Annotated in this window: 14 protein-coding genes; 10 read left to right on the top strand and 4 right to left on the bottom strand. The window is 62.5% G+C overall.

Features of this window, described 5'->3' with window-relative positions; genetic code table 11:
• Window positions 1-259 precede the first annotated feature (259 nt).
• On the bottom strand, window positions 260-1,705 hold the full coding sequence (gene pyk, locus SGJ19_02720; GenBank protein MDZ4779145.1) for a pyruvate kinase: 1,446 nt from the start codon (window positions 1,703-1,705) through the stop codon (window positions 260-262).
• A 213-nt stretch (window positions 1,706-1,918) separates the two neighbouring features.
• Between pyk and SGJ19_02725 the strand changes: the two genes are divergently transcribed.
• The 3 genes from SGJ19_02725 to SGJ19_02735 are packed head-to-tail and all read left to right on the top strand — an operon-like array spanning window position 1,919 to window position 6,838.
• Window positions 1,919-4,729, top strand: a complete 2,811-nt coding sequence (locus SGJ19_02725) for a PSD1 and planctomycete cytochrome C domain-containing protein (GenBank protein MDZ4779146.1) — start codon at window positions 1,919-1,921, stop codon at window positions 4,727-4,729.
• Window positions 4,730-4,785: 56 nt separating this feature from the next.
• Entirely contained in the window at window positions 4,786-5,370 is a 585-nt protein-coding gene (locus SGJ19_02730) for a hypothetical protein (protein ID MDZ4779147.1), read from the top strand.
• A 34-nt stretch (window positions 5,371-5,404) separates the two neighbouring features.
• Complete coding sequence (locus SGJ19_02735) at window positions 5,405-6,838, top strand: DUF1501 domain-containing protein (protein ID MDZ4779148.1); 1,434 nt, start codon at window positions 5,405-5,407, stop codon at window positions 6,836-6,838.
• A gap of 5 nt (window positions 6,839-6,843) precedes the next feature.
• Here the strand turns inward: SGJ19_02735 and SGJ19_02740 are convergent, their stop codons facing one another.
• From SGJ19_02740 to SGJ19_02750, 3 genes are all read right to left on the bottom strand, one after another.
• A complete protein-coding gene (locus SGJ19_02740; protein MDZ4779149.1) occupies window positions 6,844-7,734 on the bottom strand; it encodes a DUF1559 domain-containing protein in 891 nt (296 codons plus the stop codon).
• A gap of 87 nt (window positions 7,735-7,821) precedes the next feature.
• A complete protein-coding gene (locus SGJ19_02745; GenBank protein MDZ4779150.1) occupies window positions 7,822-9,228 on the bottom strand; it encodes an O-antigen ligase family protein in 1,407 nt (468 codons plus the stop codon).
• 104 nt (window positions 9,229-9,332) lie between these two features.
• Complete coding sequence (locus tag SGJ19_02750) at window positions 9,333-10,796, bottom strand: Wzz/FepE/Etk N-terminal domain-containing protein (protein ID MDZ4779151.1); 1,464 nt, start codon at window positions 10,794-10,796, stop codon at window positions 9,333-9,335.
• Window positions 10,797-11,157: 361 nt separating this feature from the next.
• Here SGJ19_02750 and SGJ19_02755 point away from each other — a divergent pair, with 361 nt between their 5' ends.
• From SGJ19_02755 to SGJ19_02785, 7 genes are all read left to right on the top strand, one after another.
• Entirely contained in the window at window positions 11,158-12,312 is a 1,155-nt protein-coding gene (locus tag SGJ19_02755) for a GNAT family N-acetyltransferase (GenBank protein MDZ4779152.1), read from the top strand.
• 69 nt (window positions 12,313-12,381) lie between these two features.
• Window positions 12,382-13,251: a polysaccharide deacetylase family protein gene (locus SGJ19_02760; GenBank protein ID MDZ4779153.1), complete on the top strand. Its 870-nt coding sequence runs from the start codon at window positions 12,382-12,384 to the stop codon at window positions 13,249-13,251.
• Window positions 13,248-14,819 carry a lipopolysaccharide biosynthesis protein gene (locus SGJ19_02765; protein ID MDZ4779154.1) on the top strand — a complete coding sequence of 524 codons (1,572 nt, stop codon included), beginning with the start codon at window positions 13,248-13,250 and terminating at the stop codon, window positions 14,817-14,819. The genes SGJ19_02760 and SGJ19_02765 overlap by 4 nt, the downstream gene beginning before the upstream one ends.
• A gap of 39 nt (window positions 14,820-14,858) precedes the next feature.
• Window positions 14,859-16,073: a GNAT family N-acetyltransferase gene (locus SGJ19_02770; protein MDZ4779155.1), complete on the top strand. Its 1,215-nt coding sequence runs from the start codon at window positions 14,859-14,861 to the stop codon at window positions 16,071-16,073.
• 171 nt (window positions 16,074-16,244) lie between these two features.
• The gene (locus SGJ19_02775) at window positions 16,245-17,456 is read left to right on the top strand and encodes a glycosyltransferase (protein ID MDZ4779156.1); all 1,212 of its coding nucleotides are present in this window, start codon (window positions 16,245-16,247) and stop codon (window positions 17,454-17,456) included.
• A gap of 172 nt (window positions 17,457-17,628) precedes the next feature.
• Window positions 17,629-19,014 carry a ribosome biogenesis GTPase Der gene (gene der / locus SGJ19_02780; protein MDZ4779157.1) on the top strand — a complete coding sequence of 462 codons (1,386 nt, stop codon included), beginning with the start codon at window positions 17,629-17,631 and terminating at the stop codon, window positions 19,012-19,014.
• A 48-nt stretch (window positions 19,015-19,062) separates the two neighbouring features.
• Entirely contained in the window at window positions 19,063-19,371 is a 309-nt protein-coding gene (locus tag SGJ19_02785) for a hypothetical protein (protein MDZ4779158.1), read from the top strand.
• The last annotated feature ends 54 nt before the right edge of the window (window positions 19,372-19,425 follow it).

A 19,425-nucleotide genomic window follows, 5' to 3' on the forward strand; every position in this document is an offset into this window, starting at 1 on the left:
ATACGCCGCCGCCATGGCAAACCTCCTTGAAAAAAGGCGATTCACCAGTTTACGTAGACTGCGCAGAGGGCGATAGACCTATCGCAGATGCGCTCTAGTCCGTACGTCGCCGGCCGAGAATCCGTCTGTAGCCGCCCTCTGCGAGGGCGGTGGAGTGGACGTCGCGAGCCGTTCGTCGTCGCGCCATGAGCCGACGTCCAACGCGCCCAGGTCACAGACCTCGGCTAAAGTGCCTACAGAAGTTCCGGGCGTACTGCTGTTACGGCACTTCGTGGACGAGCAGCACGTTGTGACCACTGGCGCTGATCGAGCTGCTGGTGATTACGATGATGCGGTCGCCGGAGGTGAGTGCGCCGACGTGGCGGCCCCAGGTTTCTACGTGGCGAATCAGGTGCTCGCGGTCGGCAACTGGTGCGCCGGCCAACGGGATCACGCCCCACATCAGGCACATCTGACGCAACACCGTCGGGGAATCGCTCACGCCCACTGTGGGGATGAAGTTGCGCTGCTTGGCCAAGGCGAGCGCCGTAGCGCCGGTGTGGCTGGCGACAACGACGAGTTTTGCGCCCAACTCCGCCGCGATGTAACCTGCGCCGTAGACGACCGCGCGGGTGATTTCCCGCACGCCTTGCGGGGCGATGGCCGGGGCGGGGCCGCGGGTGCGGTGGGCCAGCAATGGCTCGGTTGCGCGGGCGATGCGATCCATCATTTCCACGGATTCGCGCGGGTACTGACCGGCGGCCGTTTCTCCGGAGAGCATGCAGGCGTCGGCGCCATCGAGAATGGCGTTGGCGACGTCGGTCGCTTCGGCCCGCGTGGGGCGCAGCGAATGCTGCATGCTGTCGAGCATCTGCGTGGCGATAATGACCGGCTTTTGGCGGCGGTTGCAGGTCTCAACGATCCGTTTCTGCACGACCGCGATGCTGGCCAAGTCCATTTCCACACCCAAGTCGCCGCGGGCGACCATGACGCCGTCGGCGGCTTGCACCACGGCGTCGAGCTGTTCGAGCGCCTCGGGCTTTTCGATCTTAGCGATCACCCGAGCCAGGCAACCGCGAGCCAGCAACATCGATTTGAGCGACCGTACGTCGTCGGCCGAGCGCACGAAGCTAAGGCTGATGAAGTCGGCGCCGGCATCCGCAGCCCACAGGGCATTGTCGACGTCGACGTCGGACATGGCCGGTGTGCTGAGTTTGGCGCCGGGGAGGTTGATACCCTGTCGGCTGCGTAAGGGTCCGCCTTGCACGCAACGGGCGCGGACGAAGTCTTTCCCTTTTTCCTCGACGAGCAACGAAATCGTGCCGTCGGCCAGCATGATCATCTTGCCGACCGAGACTTCATCGACGAGCGGCGCGTAGGTGCTGGTAAACTCGCGGTCGCTGCTGGCGGCGTTGCCGCGGACGAAGCGATATTCCTCGCCGGGAATCATCTGCACTTCGTTGTTCGGCAGATCGCCCAAACGGATTTTGGGGCCGGCCAGGTCCACCAGCAAGCCGCAAGGCTTGCTCAGCCGCTGCTCGACGCGGCGGACTCTTTGCAGGGTTTCCGTGTGTTGCTCACGGGAGCCGTGCGCCATGTTCAGACGGAACACGTCGGCCCCGGCGGTCACTAGCTCGGCGATTTTGTCTTCCGCCGCGCAAGCCGGGCCCAGCGTCGCCACGATTTTGGTCCGGGCGCGCTCGGCAAACTGCACGTTTTCACTCATGTATGGATTTCTTTCGCTCTCCCACCTACGGCCACTCCCTCTCCGGCTGCGAGGATACTCCTTATTCGAGCGGGGGGGAAGGAGGTTGGAGTATACGCCTGCCATTCAGCGCCATCGAATGGACAAACCCATCGGCGGCTCTTTATAATCAAGGGCGACCCACCCGCCTGAAATCCCCGCCGTTGCGGCCACCCACCTGGGGAGATTCGACAGATGAGCAGCCAATTGCGACGCGTTGCCTGCGCGCTGGGAGTGCTTGTCTATTGGGCGACGCCGGCGCTGGGGGAAAATGCGACGCCGGATCCGGCCGAGGCGGCAAGGTTCTTCGAGGCCGAGGTGCGGCCGATCCTGGTCGAGCGGTGCGTCGAGTGCCACGGGCCCGATGCGCAGGAATCGGGGATTCGCCTCGACAGCCGCGCGGACATGCTCAAGGGAAACGACTCCGGGCCGATCGTCACGCCGGAAACGCCTGACGCGAGTCGGTTGTTGCACGTCGTCCGCTATGACGGCAAGGTGCAGATGCCGCCGGATGAGAAGCTGCCGGACGAGCAGATTGCGGCGCTGGAGAAATGGGTGTCGCTCGGCGCACCCTGGCCGGAGGCGGCACAAGTCGCCGCGATCAAGCTGGGGCTCGCGGAGCGCATCACCGCTGCACGCGCGACGCATTGGTCGCTGCAACCGATGCAGGCCCCGCCATTACCAGCGATCGCTGATACCGCGTGGCCGACCAACGCGCTCGATTTCTTCGTGTTGGCTGAGTTGGACAAAGCGGGGCTCGCGCCCTCGCCCGCCGTGGACCGACGCACCTGGTTGCGCCGCGCCACGTATGACCTGACCGGACTGCCGCCGACCTATGACGAGGTCGTGAACTTCGAGGCAGACGCGTCGCCTTCGGCCTACGAAACGGTCGCGGATCGGCTGCTGGCGTCGCCCCAATATGGCGAGCGCTGGGGACGGCATTGGCTCGACGTGGCGCGGTATGCCGACACGAAGGGCTATGTCTTCACCGAGGACCGCCGCTATCCCTTCTCGTACACGTTTCGCGACTATGTGATCCGGGCGATGAATGAAGACTTGCCGTACGAGCGCTTCGTTACCGAGCAGATCGCGGCCGATCGACTGGAGTTGGGCGACGACAAACGAGCCTTGGCGGCGATGGGCTTTCTCACGGTCGGGCGCCGGTTCAGCAACAACATGCACGACATCATCGACGATCGGATCGATGTCGTCTCGCGCGGATTCCTGGGCCTGACGGTCGGCTGTGCGCGTTGTCACGATCACAAGTACGATCCGATTGGCAGCGCCGATTACTACGCGATGTACGGCATCTTCGCCAGTTGCCACGAGCCCGATGAGCGGCCGTTGATCGGGAAGCCGGAAGCGACGGAGGCGTATCAGAAGTTTGAAGCAGAACTCAAGACGCGCCGCGACGAGCTGACGAAACACTATGACGAGAATGTCACCGCGCTCAAAACGCAACTGCGGACGCAGACCACGAAGTTTTTACTGCTCGTCGTCAAGGAGATGATGGGCGAAGACCTGCCCGACATTTTCGACGTCATCACCGACGGCGAAGAACTGCACCCACGGATGGTGGAGCGCTGGCGCCGTTATCTCGATCGGCAGGTCGAGTCGGATCACCCGGTGTTCGGCCCCTGGAAACGATTGGCCGAGGGCGGCTCGGCCGGCTATCCCGAGCGCGCTGCTGCGCTGTTTGCGGAGTTAGAAGCCGGCACCTGGCCTGAATTGAACCCGACCGTCCGTGCAGTGCTGTTGGAGAAACGGCCGACGTCGATGTTCGAGGTTGCGAACCTGTACGGCGAGTTACTCGTCGCGGTCGACCAGAAGTACCAGGAGTTGCTCAAGGAGCGGTCCGATGCGAAGGAACTCGATGACGCCGCGGCCGAGGCGCTGCGGCAAGTGCTCTATGGGAACAAGTCGCCGACGGTCTTCAATGAAGAGGTGGCCCAGCGATTGTTCACCCAAAAGGTACAGGGGCGCTACTTGGAGTTGAAGGCCAAAGTGCAGGAGTGGGAAGTCACTTCGCCCGACGCGCCGGAACGTGCGATGGTGCTCGTCGACAACGATACACCCTATAAGCCGCACGTGTTCGCGCGCGGGAATCCGAGTCGCCCCGAGCAGGAAGTGCCGCGCCGCTTCGTGGAAGTGCTGGAAGTGAGCGGCGTCGAGCCCTTCGAAGCCGGCAGCGGCCGTTTGGAATTAGCTCAGAAGATTGTCGCGCACGATAACCCGTTGACCTACCGCGTGTGGGTGAATCGTGTCTGGCAGCAACATTTCGGCATGTCGCTGGTGCGCGACCCGAGCGATTTCGGCATGCGCAGCGATCCGCCGTCGCATCCGGCGTTGCTCGATTTCCTGGCCACAAACTTTCTCGCCGACGGGCAATCGCTCAAGCGGCTGCATCGGATGATCGTGCTTTCGAGCACGTACCGGCAGCAAAGTCTGGAACGCCCGGAAGGGAATGAAATCGATCCTGAAAATCGCCTCTACTGGCGGATGAATCCGCGGCGGCTCGAGTTCGAGGCGTATCGCGATTCGCTGCTGGCGGCGGCCGGACGGCTGGAACGGCAATTAGGCGGACGGCCGATCGACCTGAACGCCGAGCCGTTCACCACGCGCCGCACCGTGTACGGCTACATCGATCGCCAGGTGTTGCCGGATCTATTCCGGACGTTTGATTTCGCCAGCCCGGATGCCTCGACGGCGCAGCGACCCAAGACCACGGTGCCGCAACAGGCGCTGTTTGCAATGAATTCTTCGTTCTCTATCGAGCAGACGAAGCACTTGGTCTTGCGAGCGGAGATTGCGGAAAAGACCGATGCCGCGGAGCGCGTGAAGGCGCTCTATCGGAGCGTGCTGGCGCGCGAGGCGTCGGAAGACGAAACGCAACTCGGCTGCCAGTTCATCGCCTCATGCGGGACGACGGAAGGCCAACCGCTCGGGGCCTGGGAGCAGTTCGCACAGGTGTTGTTGATGTCGAATGAGTTCGCGTTTGTGGATTAGAGGGTCGTGTTTCCTTCACTTGCCCGACGGGCTAGTGTTGCCAATCGACTGAAACAATGAGCCAAACCGAAGCCACCGTCGCTGCCGACACACCCGTCAAGAAGAAGGGCGGGCTTGGCAATGCGCTCTTCGGGCATGTTCTGGGCTTATTGTTTTGCGTTGGCCTTCCTGGGTTTGTCACTGCAATTGCGCCGGTGTCGTGGATTCGCTTTGAACGCACCGAGGACCATGTCACCGCGACGGCGCAGACCTGTCTGTTCTTCTTCATTCCGTATCGGACGCAAACCGTCGATCCCGTGATTGGCATCGACGATCGCTTCGTGCAGGGGAAGTTCGAGCGACGGCGGCCGAGCGAGCCGAAGCATCGCACCGAGGACGAGGCGTTTCTGGTCATCAACGGCGAAGACGGCTTCGCCGAGGTGCCGGTAACGCCGTTGAACATCAAGAGCGTGTCGGAGCGCTCGCAAGCCTTTCTGGATGATCCGCAAGCGCCGCAATTGAAGCTGTTCGTCGTCGCCAACTGGAAGTTCAGCATCCTGGTTGGTGGCGCGTTGAGTTTGTTGACCGTGCTCTACGTCGTGGGCATAGTCCTGTCGTTCGTGCGGATGTTGAAACGGATCGCATCGCCGGCCGTGGAATAGTTGCCGCAACCAGTACTGGTTCGAGGTTGAAATCATGCTGCCGCAAATCAATCGCCGTGAAATGCTGTCGCGCTGCGGCACGGGGCTCGGGCTGCTGGGCCTGGCCGGTGTGATGTCTTCGGCGGATTTGCTCGGCGGCGTGGCCAACGCGTCAGAGGGCTATGTCAACCCGATGGCGCCCAAGGCGCCGCATTTCCCGGGGAAGGCGAAGCATGTCATCCACATCTTCGCCAATGGCGGGGCGTCGCATGTGGATACGTTCGATCCCAAGCCGTCGCTGGAAAAATACGCCGGCCAGATGTTGCCGGTGGAGAATTTGCGCACCGAGCGGAAGACCGGCGCGGCGTTTCCCTCGCCGTTCAAGTTTCAGAAACATGGGCAGAGCGGCATCGAGATCAGCGAGATCTTCCCGCACGTCGCCGAGAGCGCCGATGAGCTGTGCGTGATCCGCTCGATGTACGCCGACGTGCCGAATCACGAACCGTCGCTGATGTTGATGAACTGCGGCGAATCCCGGCTCGTGCGCCCAAGCATGGGTTCTTGGGTCACGTATGGTCTGGGCACCGAGAACCAAAACCTGCCGGGCTTCATCTCGATGTGCCCGAACGGGTTGCCGATCAAGGATGCGGAAAACTGGTCGAGCGCATTTCTGCCGGGGGTCTACCAGGGGACGTACATCGACACGAAAGAGGCGGACGTCGAGAAACTGTTGGCGAACATCAAGAATCATTCACTCAATCTGGCGGATCAGCGGCGGCAATTGGATTTGCTCGCGGCGATGAACCGCCGGCATGCCGACGAACGCGGCCAGAACTCGGCGCTCGAATCACGGATTCACAGTTTCGAGCTGGCGTACCGGATGCAGATGGAAGCGACCGACGCGTTCGACATCGCGCGGGAGCCGCAACATATCCTCGATATGTACGGGCCCGGCGTCCACGCGCGGCAGTGCCTGATCGCGCGGCGGCTGATCGAGCGCGGCGTGCGGTTCGTGCAGCTTTGGCACGGCCAGGGGCAGCCTTGGGACAACCACGACGACATCGCCGACAATCACCGCCGGTTGGCGACCGAGTGTGATCAAGGGATCGGCGCGCTGCTCAAGGATTTGAAACAGCGCGGCTTGCTGGACGAGACGCTCGTGCTCTGGGCCGGAGAATTTGGCCGCACGCCGACCGTCGAACTACCGCAGGCCGGCGCCAACGCCGGCAAGATCAACGGCCGCGATCACAACAACTACGGCTTCTCCGCCTGGATGGCCGGCGGCGGCGTGAAGCCGGGCACGGTCTATGGTGCCACCGACGAATTCGGCTTCCAGGCCGTGGAAAACAAGGTCCACGTCCACGACCTCCACGCCACGATGCTGCACCTACTCGGCTTCGATCACAAGAGATTGACGTACCGCTTTGCCGGCCGCGATTTCCGGCTGACTGACGTGCACGGGAACGTGGTGCCGGAGTTGATGGCGTAATCAAGTCATTCGGCTGGGGCCGCCACGACGGAATCGTCGAGCAGCAACAAGGACTGCAGCGCATTCATATCAAGGTCGTCTTGCAGAAATCTCACGCTCCCGTCCCCAAGCCCCACCGGAGCTCCACCGGGGTATTCACTGGAGATACAAGAGTTCTCCGGGTCGTTGACCTGGAAGCTCATGCTGTCGAACTCCAGGTCGCGCGGTTCGCACCAGAGGATGTCCTCGTCGGTCGTGGTGACAACCATGATCGTGTTGCTCAATCCGTCGAGCACGTCCTTCATCGCCACCGCTTCGGCGCCGGGGAACATCGTATTTGCCCCGGTGACCACGACGTAGCTCGTGTAACTGGTTGGCCCGTCGGGAGTGGCGGGGTCAACGTATGCCGGCACCACCGTGTCGTGAAACAGGCGATTGTTCGGGCCGTCCCACGGTTCGTCGAAGTTGTAGCGCTGGTAGAGCGCTTGCTGTTCCATAAAGGGGAGAATTCGCACGCGCCAACTGTGCATCGGCTTGCCGTCGGCGTCGGCGATATAGGCCGGCGGAAACGTGCCGTACGTGGACTCGTAGTTCAGCAGGGCAAGATTGATTTGCTTGAGATTGTTCATCGACTGCGCCCGTCGCGCGGCGCTTCGCGCGACTTGCAGCGCCGGCAGCAACAGCGCGACCAAGATGCCGATGATGAACAGCATTACAAAACCGCCGCCGACGACGATGGCGACCAGGACCAGGGCGTTGCCGCCGCGCGCGGCGGGCGCCGGCGCGTGGGCGACGCCCATCGGATTGGGGATCGTGATCGGTTTCCCGCAATGACTGCATGGCCCGGTTTGGCCAGCGTAGCGGTCGTCGACACTGGTCTGAGCCTGGCAGTGCGGGCACGTGAACGGAATCGACATAGCAATGGCCCCGTGCAGATTAGGCGAACAACGCGAGCAGCCGGAAATCTAACCGATGCAGGGCAAGGAAGCAAATCAAACGCCGTCTTAGTGACTAGCAGCGCGCCGCGACAAGAAGGGCCAAGCGCTCACGGTCGAATGCACCCGGTTGGCGATGGCCGCAGGCGTGGTCAAGCCGGCGGTGAGGCCAGCGAAGAGGAAGACCAATGCATGATCGAGCGGTGTGTACGACAACTCGTGGAACATCAACTGGCAGGCATAGACCGCGAGGACGCCGAGTGTGAGCGGGCCGAGGGATCGGAGTGTCTCGGATTGGCTGACGTCGCTCCACAACTGCGAAGCGCGTCTGCACCAAGCGATGAGAATCGCGAGGAACAGTCCGAGGCCGACGAGGCCGGTTTCCGTGAGCAGGCTGAGATAGGTGTTGTGGTGAACGTAGCCACGGATTTGTTCAAGCGGCAGGTCGCTGCTGCGATCGGAGAGATAATCAAGCTTCGCCGTGGGAAACTGCCCGAACCCGAAGCCGAACCAGGGGCGATCCTGGAACATGAGCCAGGAGACGTAAGCGAAGCTGCCGCGCATATCGACGCTTTGACGCGTATCGGCCACTGAACCTTCGCGCTGCAACCCGACGATGGCGTCGAGCTTGAACGCGCCGACAAATAGCGCGCCCGCCACCGCGCCAGCAATCGCCAAGCGCCGCCAGGCGACCGGGAATGTCATCACGGCGACGATCAGCAGCGCCAACGCCATGCCGATCCAGACGCTGCGCGTATAGCTGACATACAATCCAACAGCAAAAAGGGGCGCCAACGACGCATACGCCAGTTTGCTCCAACGCGTCGGCGCGCTGCGCAGCAGTTCCCACAACGCCAGGAGGGCCGTGGCCAGGTACATGCCATAGGTGACGGAGTGAACCATCGGTCCGCGCGCGCGGCCGAAGTGCAGGCCGACCGCCGGGTCGCGAATGTAAGTTGGATACACGAACTGCCACAACCCGGCGACTTCGCACAGTCCGGTGAGCGCCAGATAGACGCCGAAGGCCACGAAGGCCTTTTGCAGCGTGCGCACTTGAGAATCGCTGACGGGAGACTGACGCGCAATCCAGTACACGACGAGTGGAATCAGATACCCGCCGAGCAACCGCCAGAGCGGCGTGACTTCGGTCGGGCGTGCGGCCTGCCAGCCGTGGGCGAACATACTGAGCGCGAGCACGCCAATAAAGCTGGCGAGCAACCAATCAAGCGGCGCACACGGTTTGGGATCGGCGAGGCCGAAGCGGCGCTTCACGGCGTACGCCGCAACAACCGCCAACAGCGCGAGGCGATCGATCGTCAGCGGTACGGGGCCGATGTGAAAGTTGATCAGATCATGGCCGCAGCAGCAGACGCAGAACAAAAATGCCAGACAACCGCCGACCAGCGATCCGCGGAGGATCAACAACGTCCCCCAGACGGACGCGGCGACGACGGCGATGCCAAGAAGGAAGTCCATGTTTGTTGACGCGTGATGTAGCTAGCCGGAGGACCTAGAAAGAGGAGCGGCCGCGAAGTTTTGTCTTCGCGGCCGCTCACTAGCTCACGGCGGGAAAGTCTACCTTACGCACTGGGCGACCATTGGCGGCCAACCAGGGTTTCCAGGGCGCCTCGCAGGCCGCCCACCGGCGATTGCGAAGCGGCACGACGGCGGTGGGTGACCGGGGTCGTTGACGTTTTGCCTGTGGCGGTTGCGACGGGCAGGGGAGCGGTCAGAAACACCAGGCCGAAGCCGATGGCGAGGCCGCCGAAGACGCCGCCCAGGACGATCGTGGCCCGGCCCGGTCCGAGCGGGCGATTACCGGTGTCCGGCGAGTCAATCAGCGTGATCACGCCCGGGCCTTTCGCTCCGGCGCGGGTGGCGCGGACGTCGGCCAGTTCGCGACGCGATTTCTGCAACAGTTCCGAACGCTGCGTGACGTCGGCGGTCAGGTTCGAGTAGCCGGCACGCAGGCCGGCCAAGGCGCCGAGCCGCTGCTTGTTGGCGTTCACCTGATCTTCGAGGGCGGCGACGCGAGCGGAGGTCAACTCCAGATCGACGTTGACGCCGCGGACGGCGGTGCTCAGTTCGCCATGGACTTGATCGACAATGTTGCGTTCCGCGAACTGCGCGGCGATAACTTGCGGATGAGCGTCCGACATGGTCCCTCGCAACTGCGCGGTGCGGAGCTGCGCGTCGACCAGACCGTCTTTCAGTCGACGCAACGCCGGCTGCGATTCGAGCAAGCGGTTCGGCGTGGCCAACAGTTTCGAATGATCATCGCTGGCGGAGTTGAGCAGTTCCAGCAGCTTCTCGCTTTCGCGCTGGGCAGTTTTCGCAGCCCGCAACTCGGCTTCGATTTCGACGGTCTTACGACGGAGATCGCTGTCACCGCTAGCCCCGCCATTCAGCAATCGCAGCTCGGCGAGGTCGCCGCCGACTTCCGATTCCAGTCGCGACAAGGCGTTGGTTGATTCCGTGAGATCACGCTCGGCGAGCGCCACGCCACGTTCCAATTCGTTGATGGTGCTTTCCGCCTTGGCGTCCCGCAAAGATTGCAAGCGATTTTGAAGTTGCTCGCAGATGGCGCGATTCAGGGCTACCGCTCGCTCCGGCGAAACATCTTGCACGTGCAGGTAAAAGACTTCGGTCTTGCCGAACTCGGCGCCCTTGGGGGGCGTCAGCGTGACGGCGTCGCGGAGGTCCGCGACCGCCTGCGGCGTGGCGGCCGAGGCGTGATCGGACGCGACGACTTGCAGGGCCGCTTCCAGGACGGTGCGGCTCTTCGCGAGTTCCAGCACGGTCTCTTGCGCGGTCTTCATGTCGTCCAGTTGGCGGAACTTGCCGTTGCCTTCGCCGACGCCAGCGGCCTCGGCACGGACGACCATCGCCTGCGAGGCCTGCCAGACTCGCGGCAACGCGATCGCGGCCAGCAACGCCAGCACGGCACAAACGGCCGTCGAGACGATCCACTGCTTGCGGTGCGCCGCCAGCACTTTCAGCACCTCGACGGGATTCAGCACAGTCGCTACGGGCTGTTCGCTCATGTTTGTTTCCTTTCGCAAGCCGTCACAATTTCCAGTGAGTCGAGGGTATTCGCAAGGAAATGCAAAGCTCGCGCCGCGGCTCATCGACGTCCTGAACCGATGTAGAAGGAAACCCGCAATTCCCGCACGCGACGGGATTTGCGACGACTTTCCGGCCACGAGGAAAATTGCCAGTGGCGGCGGCCCGGTCGCCTGCAAGTTGCATTTTCGCAACATGACGTCGCCCAGGAGAGATGTTTAGCGCCGTGCCAAATGCGGATTCGAAGCGTGTCGCGCACGATCGCGAGGATGGCCGCCTGGGAATCGGCCCAATCGCCGCATGGCGATTTGCAATATCGCCGGGGTGACAAAGACTTGAGACATGTACGTCTCGCGCATGACCTCGTTCGATCAAGTGCCGCTCGCCCCCGCGGAATGGGATCGCCTGGCGGGCGGCCGCTTCTTTCTGACCTGGACCTGGCTCGAATGCTGGTGGCGGCACTACCAGCAGGACGCGGGCAATCGGCACGAATTGTATATCCTCGGCGTATACGATGACGCAGGCCGCGTGATCGGCCTGGCGCCTTGGTACTTGGAACGCACGACGACCGGAGCGGGAGTCGTGCGATTTCTCGGTTCCGGAGAGGTGTGCTCCGACCATCAAACATTGTTGTGTCCGCCCGGGCGTGAGACAGAAGTCGCCGGCGCGATCGCTGAGTGGCTGGCCGACGAGCGCCCCACGGTGTCCGACTGGCTCACCCGCCAAGCTCAGGACCGCTGGGATCACCTGGAATTCGATTGCGTCGACCAGTCGGACGCGGCGATGCAATTCCTCTGCGATCAACTTGCCGTCCGCAATTGTCTTCTGGATCGGCAACCAGGTCTGAACTGCTGGCTCTTGGATTTGCCATCTAACTGGGAAGCGTATCTCGGCCTGCTTTCGAAGAACCGCCGCGCGCAGGCCCGCAAAGCCGCGGCGCGCGTCGCGGACACGGAACATTTCACGTGCCGCGAAGTGACGAGCGCGAACGAGTTCGAGCAGGGTTGGTCAACCCTCGTTGGTCTGCACCAGCGGCGTTGGCAGAGTCTCGGGGAGCCTGGCTGCTTCGCCTCGCCACGGTTTACGTCGTTTCATCATGAAGTTGCGAAGAAACTGTTAGAGCGCGGCGAGTTGCGACTGTGGTGGCTGGAACACGCAGGGCGCCCGATCTCCGCCGAATATCAATTCGTCTGTCAAGGCACGATTCACGGTTACCAGTCGGGCCTGGATCCGGAAGCACTGGATCTGGAGCCGGGCCGAATGACGCAAGTCGCCAGCAAGCAGTGGGCGATTGCCCATGGGTTGCAGCGCTTCGACTACTTGCGCGGCGACGAGAAGTACAAAAGCAATTGGCGCGCCGAGCCACATCCGACCTGGAACGTCCGCGTGGCCGCGCCGCGCGTTGCCGCCCGGTTCGCGCATGGCGTGTGGTTGGCGAAGCGGAACGTCAAGAGTTGGATCAAGACCGGTTTGCGCAAAGCCGGCTATGCGCGATAGTCCCAGCGACGCGGCGCATTCAGCGATTGAATGCGGCCGCTGAGAGTCGTTCAACATCGAGTGTGGCCCATGTCGTTGTGGAAAAAATGGCTCCTGGAACTGTATTGCCTCGGCAGCCTGCCCTGGCGTCGCCGGGCGGCGGCCCAGTGGGCGGCGGCGGCGCGTGCGCCGGTGATGGTGTTGTTTTACCATCGCGTGGCCGACACGCATCCGAACGCCTGGACCTGCTCGCGCCGCGATTTCGCCCACGGAATTGAATGGATCAAGTCGCATTGCGACGTCGTCTCGCTGGCCGAAGCGCAGCGGCGGATCACGTCGGGCGTGAATCATCGCCCCGCCGTGGCGATTACCTTTGACGACGGCTACGCGGAAAACATGGATTTCGCTTTGCCGCTGCTGGTCCGCGAAAAAGTGCCTTGCACTTATTTCGTCGCTTCGAGCTTTGTATTGGAGCAACGCCCCTTCCCGCATGACGAGACGCTCGGCGCTCCGCTAGCGCCGAATACGCCAGAGCAATTGAAACAGATTGCCGATTGGGGAATCGAGATCGGCGCTCACACGCGGACTCACGCGGATTTGGGAAGCATTCAGGAAGAGGGACTCCTGTACAACGAACTCGTCGGCTCCGCGGAAGACCTGGCCGATTTGCTCGGCCGCCCGATTCGCTACTTTGCCTTTCCTTACGGCCAGTGGGGCAACCTGAATCCACGGGCGTTTCAATTGGCGCGCGACGCCGGCTTCGCGGGGGTTTGCTCGGCGTATGGCGGCTATAACTTTCCGGGCGAAGACGCCTTTCACTTGCAGCGCATTCACGGCGACCCGGAGTTGGTGCGGCTCAAGAATTGGCTGACGATCGACCCGCGCAAGCTGCATTTGCCGCGCTATGAATACGCGCCGCGCCCCACGGAACCACGCGCGACCGGAGCGGTCTCGCGATGATCTCTCCGACGGATGTTACTCCGGAAACAGCGGCGCAGCCCGCCCTGCGCAGCGATACGTTGGCTGCCAGCGTGCTGATTCTGTTCGCGATCACGCTGCTGCAGCGCGGCGTGGGCTTTGGGCGCAGCGTGCTGGTTTGCCGGTGGCTCGACGCCGATCAACTCGGACGCTGGGACCTGGCGTTCGGCTTTCTAATGCTGGCCGCGCCGGTGTTGGTCCTGGGCGTGCCGGGCTCGTTTGGCCGCTACGTGGAGCATTTTCGTCGCCTCGGACAACTGCGCGTATTTCTGCTGCGCGCCACGGTGTTCACCACGTGCGCGATTGCAATCGGCGTCTCGGGCTTGCTCTGGAAGGCCGAATGGTTCAGTTCCGTGGTGTTTGGAGATACCGCCAGCGTGGAATTGATCGCCTGTCTGGCGTTCTGCCTGGCGTCGGTCGTGTGGCAGAACTACCTGGTGTCGTTGTTCACGGCGTTGCGGCTGTATCGGATTGTGTCGAGCATTCAATTCGCCAACACGGTGTTGTTCGCGACGTTGACGATTGCGCTCCTTTGCTTCTGGCGGCAGGACGCCGCGGCGGTGATTCTCGGCTACGGCGCTGCGAGCTTGCTTTCCTCACTCGGCGCGCTCCCCTGGGTTCGCGGCGCTTGGCGCGAAGCAGGCGCCGGTGCGCAAGCCATTTCGCAGCGCGCCTTCTGGGCAAAGTTACTGCCGTTCGCCGTCTGGCTCTGGGCAACCAACTGGTTGACCAACCTGTTTGAGTTGACTGACCGCTACATGCTGATTCACTACAGTGGGCTATCGGCGGATGAGGCGCTCGCGCAAGTCGGTCAGTATCACAGCGCGCGGCTGATTCCGCTCTTGTTTGTCGGGCTTGCAGAATTGATGGCCGCCTTGGTGACGCCGCACTTGAGCCACGACTGGGAGTTGGGCCGACACGACGAAGTGGGGCGCCGGCTCAATCTGATCTTAAAGGTGTTCGCCTTTGTGATGACCAGTGGCGCGACGGCCGTGCTGTTGCTCGCGCCTTGGCTGTTCGGCGCGGCATTGGGCGGAAAATTCAGCGCGGGGTTGGCGGTGCTGCCCATGACGCTTTGCTATTGCCTGTGGGGTGCGCAAAGCTCAGTGGCGCAGAACTATTTGTGGTGTGCTGAAAAAGCACGCTTGGCAAGCGCTTCGCTCCTCGTGGGCCTGATCGTCAATATCGGGCTCAATCTCTGGTGGCTGCCGAAATGGGGCCTGCACGGAGCGGTGGCGGCCACGATGCTCGGTACGGCCACGGCGCTGACGCTCGTCCTGGCGGCGAACCGTGCGCTGGGCATGAAGTTCGACCGCGGCGTGGCGATCGCCTCGATGTTGCCGGCCCTCGTTTGTCTGGGTCCGATCGTCGCCACGCTTACGCTCGTCACAATCGGCGCCGTCGCTTTGACCACGAACTTGCTCCTCACCCGATCGGAGCAGCAAACGGTCACCGCGGCGCTCCTAGGCTATCTAAGGACCGCGGCGCTGGCTGGCGCGGCGGTTCGCCGATTCGTGCCGCAGCTCGCGCGCAAACAAGCGGCGCACTAACGGCGACAACTTCCTGCTTCCTACACCTGGCATCCCTCGATGATTAACCTCTCGCTGCAAACGATCACTTCCATCGACGACTTGCGCAGCGTCGCCAAGTCGTGGGACGACTTGTGGTGGCGTAGCGACGTCGCCTTGCCGACGTGCCGGGCCGCCGCGCTCGCGATGTGGTTGGAGCAGTTCGCGAAAGACTCGCAGTTTCATGCGCTCGTGGTCAGCCGCGACGAGACGTTCGTCGGCGCCTTGCCGCTCGTGCGCACGCGTTGGAACGGGGCCTTGCATGTTGCGCGCTTGCCGAACAATCCCTGGTGCGTGGCCGGCGATTTGTTGATCGATCGCACGACTGACTCCGCGGCGATCTGCGAATTGCTCGCCGAGGGCGTGCGCCGCGGCCCGTGGTCGCTGGCGATGTTTGACGAAGTGTCGCTCGCTTCGCCTGGGTGGCACGTCTTGCTGGACGCGCTCCGCACGGCCGGCAGCGAGGTCGATACGCGGATGCGGTATCTGATCGGCCAAGTGGAGATCGCCGGCGATTGGCCGAACTACGAAAGCAGCCGCTCGAAGAATCACCGCAAGCACGTGCGCCAAATGGGCCGCCGGATGGAGGACCAAGGCGCGACGGAACTCGTGGTCGAGCGTGAAGCGAGCCACTCCGATGTGGCCCGGCTCTTGCGACGTGGTTGCGAAGTGGAAGACCGGAGTTGGAAAGGCGGCGCCGGCTCGTCGATTCTGCAAACGCCTGGGATGTACGATTTCTACCTGCGGCTCGTCCAGCATCTCGTGCAGACGCAAGGCGCGCAACTGCACTTCCTGCAGCATGGCGAAACGGACGCTGCGTTTCAGTTGGTCCTGGCCGGCAAGGGCACGCTGTTTCCGGCCAAGATCGCTTACGATCCCGCGCTGTCCAAGTTCAGCCCCTGGCAGATCCTGATGCACCGCTGGCTGGAATCGCTCCATGCGCAACACACGCAAGAAGGCGCGCCGTCGCTGGTTGATTTCTACGGCCCGTTGATGGATGCCTCGGCAAAATGGTCGACGCGGACTTATCCGCTGGGCAAGGTGTTGGCCTCGACCGCGGCGCGCGGCAGCACGACGTTGTTCAAAGCGATTCAATCCGCCAAACGCCTGAAAGCGAAATGGCGCCCCTGCCCGCCGGCGGTGTTGCCAGAGATTTATCCGTTGGCCGCGGGGAGCGACGGAAGCCAGGACGAGCGGCGCGAGAAACAAGACAAGAAGGCCGTTGGTCAGGCGTAAGGAAATCGAGACAGAAAAAGCCCAGGGAAGGCCACCATAGTCGTTGCTGCTAGTGACGACTTCGAGGGCCTTCCCTGGGCTTAGCGTGCTAAAGCGCGGTTTCCGTTCTCACTGCTTCACCTACTTGCTATTTCACCTACTTCACCTACTTCACCTACTTCCTTCTGCCCCATGCCGCTGCTGCATCGCCATCTCCGTTCCACTCAACACGATGGTCCGTTGACCGTCATGTTTGTGAATACTTCGTTGCCAGTCGGCGGGGCGGAGACGCTGTTGCTGAATTTGGTGCGGAGAATGGATCGCGAGCGCTTTTTGCCGGAGATCTGTTGTCTGAAGGAACTCGGGCCGATCGGTGAGCAACTCTCCGAGGAAATTCCTGCGTTTCATTCGTTGATTCGGCACAAATACGATCTCAAGGTACGTGATCGTCTGGCGAAGTTGTTCGTTGAGCGCGGCGTGGATGCCGTGGTCACAGTCGGCGCGGGGGACAAGATGTTCTGGGGACGATTGGCCGCGGCGAAGGCCGGCGTGCCGGTGATTTTGTCCGCGCTTCATTCGACCGGCTGGCCCGATTGCATCGAACGCCCCAATCGCTGGTTGACCGAGATCACCGACGGTTTTATTGCCGTGGCGCCGGCGCATGGTCGTTTCTTGGTGGAGCGCGAAGGCTTTCCTTCCGAGAAAGTCTTCGTCGTTCCCAACGGCGTCGACGTGTTCCGCTACCGGCCGGACTTGGATTGCACGGCTCAACGCCAAGAGCTGGGAATTGGGAACGAGCAGCGCGTCGTCGGCATCGTCGCGGCCTTGCGACCAGAAAAGAACCACGCTTTATTCCTCGAAGCTGCCGCGCGGGTACGCGACCGTGTTCCCAACACGCGTTTCATCATCATCGGCGATGGTCCGGAACGGCTACGGTTGTTGGCGCTCGCGCATCAGCTCAAATTGAACGGCGTCGTCCATTTTCTCGGCAACCGCGCGGACGTGCCGCAATGGCTGAATCTGTGCGACGTGTTCGCGCTCAGCTCGCGGATGGAAGCCAACCCGGTCTCGATCCTGGAATCGCTCTCCTGCGGCACGCCGGTCGTCGCCCCGCGGGTGGGGTCGATTCCGGACTCGGTGACCGACGGCCTGAACGGCTACCTGGTCGAACCGCACCAGGTGGAGCCGCTTGCAGCGCGGATCGAGGAATTGCTTCTGGACGGCCCGTTGCGCAAGTCGATGGGTCGCGAAGGCCGGCACTTCGTCCTGGAACATGCCTCGCTGAGGCGAATGGTCGAGGGATATGAGGGGCTGATTGAGTTCCTGTACCGGAAATCGGCCGGGGACAAAATCTCGCGCCAACCGCGGCAAACCGCGAACTTTGCCGAAACCGCAGCCGTCTAAGCCGGGTTATTTCCTATGGAGGCCGCGCGTGCGCACCGTTTGCGCGCCGACGGCTTTACGCAAGCCATGCTCCCGCTTGAGCTTGCGCAACCTGCCGAGTTGCCGTCCCGCCAATCGTCCCGGCGATTTACGCTGGGCAACCCCCGGCTGCGGCAACTATGATGAAAGGCTTATGAGCGTTCCCCAAGTAGTTATCGTCGGCCGGCCCAACGTCGGGAAGTCCAGCCTCTTCAATTGGATGGCCCAGCGGCGGCTCGCCATCGTGGATAACGTGGCCGGCGTCACGCGCGATCGCCTCACGTACCTGATGGAGCATCGCGAGCGGTATTTCGAGCTCTGCGATACCGGCGGCATCGGCATCACGGATGTCGACAATCTCACCGAACACATCGAACAGCAGATCGAGCTGGCCATCGATTCGGCCGACTTGATTCTGTTCGTCGTCGATACGCGGGACGGGCTGACGCCGCTCGACCAAGAGGTTTCGCGGCGGCTGCGATACGTCGACGTGCCGATCCTCTGCGTCGCCAACAAGACCGACGCGCCGAGCATGGACAACCTGACCGACGAGTTTTACAAGCTCGGCCGGGGCAAGGTGATTCGCGTCAGCGTGCAGGAAAACCGCAGCCGGATGTTGCTGCTGGACGAGATCGTCGATCACTTGCCGCCGCGCGTGTTCGAAAACGATGCGCCGCCGCCGGAAGCGACCATGAAAGTGGCCATCGTCGGCCGCCGCAACACCGGCAAGAGCACCTTCGTCAACACGCTCGCCCAGGCGGAACGCGTGATCGCCAGCGAAGTGCCGGGCACGACGCGCGACAGCATCGACGTCCGCTTCGAACTCGACGGCAAAAACTTCGTCGCCATCGACACGCCCGGCCTGCGCCGCAACAAGGCGATCACCACCGATCTCGACTTCTACAGCTTCCACCGCGCGCAGCGGAGCATCCGCCGCGCCGACATCACGCTGCTGTTCTTCGACGCCTCGCAGAAGATTAGCATGGTGGACAAGCAGCTCTGCGATTACATCTCGCAGCAGTACAAGCCGTGCGTGTTCGTGGTGAACAAGTGGGATCTCTTGCACAACACGATGCCCACCGAGAAATGGGTCACCTATCTGCGCGATACCTTCCGCACGATGTGGCACGTACCGATCGCCTTCGTCACCGGCGAGACCGGTAAGAACGTCAAGGCGCTGCTGAACCACGCGCAAATGTTGCATAAACAGTCGTTGCAGCGCGTGTCCACGGCCGACATTAACAAACTGGTCCGCGCCGCGCTCAACCACACGCCGCCGCCGTTGTTTCAGAATCGGCGCCCCAAGATCTACTACGCCACCCAAGTCGGCACCCAACCGCCGACGATCGTCCTCTTTGCGAACGACCCCAAGTCGCTGGATCACACTTACCAGCGTTACTTGCTGGGCGTGTTCCGGGAACATCTCCCCTTCGGCGAAGTGCCGATCAAGCTCTACCTGCGCCGCAGCCAAGAAGGCCGCGCCAGCCGCGAAGGGACCACTGAGACGGCGGAGGAACCGGAGCACGTGGAAGAGGCGTAGATTTGCTCCGCATTGAACCACGGAGGCGCTGAGACGCGGAGGGCGAGGATGGAGGGAGCTAATACGGGCCGATTCCGCTTCTCGCTGCGGCGATTCTTTGTACTGCTGACGCTGGTCGTCCTCGCCGTTTCGCATCTGCGGACTTCGTATCAGTTCTATTTGGCTGAGCAGGAACTCGCAAAGCTGCGGCGCGAGACCGGCTATCTTCAGGTTGGCGACCCAGCGGCCATCCACGTCGTGGCCGTGCCGTTTCTCGATTTCGAGACTTGGCGTTGGCGAGTTTACGTGCCGGAGGGAACGACTTATCGACTTTATGCCTCCTCACCAGAATCTGTGGGTGAATTCCGGCTCGGGTAGGCGTCCGAGGTTGTGATAGAGGGCGGTTTCAATGGCTTCGTAGGTGCGGAAGCC

Source organism: Planctomycetia bacterium (assembly GCA_034440135.1).
In the GTDB taxonomy this organism is placed as follows: domain Bacteria; phylum Planctomycetota; class Planctomycetia; order Pirellulales; family JALHLM01; genus JALHLM01.

Coding starts and splice junctions, on each gene's coding strand:
- pyk (MDZ4779145.1), bottom strand. CDS start 1,705: ATGAGTGAAAACGTGCAGTTTGCCGAGCGCGCCCGGACCAAAATCGTG.
- SGJ19_02725 (MDZ4779146.1), top strand. CDS start 1,919: ATGAGCAGCCAATTGCGACGCGTTGCCTGCGCGCTGGGAGTGCTTGTC.
- SGJ19_02730 (MDZ4779147.1), top strand. CDS start 4,786: ATGAGCCAAACCGAAGCCACCGTCGCTGCCGACACACCCGTCAAGAAG.
- SGJ19_02735 (MDZ4779148.1), top strand. CDS start 5,405: ATGCTGCCGCAAATCAATCGCCGTGAAATGCTGTCGCGCTGCGGCACG.
- SGJ19_02740 (MDZ4779149.1), bottom strand. CDS start 7,734: ATGTCGATTCCGTTCACGTGCCCGCACTGCCAGGCTCAGACCAGTGTC.
- SGJ19_02745 (MDZ4779150.1), bottom strand. CDS start 9,228: ATGGACTTCCTTCTTGGCATCGCCGTCGTCGCCGCGTCCGTCTGGGGG.
- SGJ19_02750 (MDZ4779151.1), bottom strand. CDS start 10,796: ATGAGCGAACAGCCCGTAGCGACTGTGCTGAATCCCGTCGAGGTGCTG.
- SGJ19_02755 (MDZ4779152.1), top strand. CDS start 11,158: ATGTACGTCTCGCGCATGACCTCGTTCGATCAAGTGCCGCTCGCCCCC.
- SGJ19_02760 (MDZ4779153.1), top strand. CDS start 12,382: ATGTCGTTGTGGAAAAAATGGCTCCTGGAACTGTATTGCCTCGGCAGC.
- SGJ19_02765 (MDZ4779154.1), top strand. CDS start 13,248: ATGATCTCTCCGACGGATGTTACTCCGGAAACAGCGGCGCAGCCCGCC.
- SGJ19_02770 (MDZ4779155.1), top strand. CDS start 14,859: ATGATTAACCTCTCGCTGCAAACGATCACTTCCATCGACGACTTGCGC.
- SGJ19_02775 (MDZ4779156.1), top strand. CDS start 16,245: ATGCCGCTGCTGCATCGCCATCTCCGTTCCACTCAACACGATGGTCCG.
- der (MDZ4779157.1), top strand. CDS start 17,629: ATGAGCGTTCCCCAAGTAGTTATCGTCGGCCGGCCCAACGTCGGGAAG.
- SGJ19_02785 (MDZ4779158.1), top strand. CDS start 19,063: ATGGAGGGAGCTAATACGGGCCGATTCCGCTTCTCGCTGCGGCGATTC.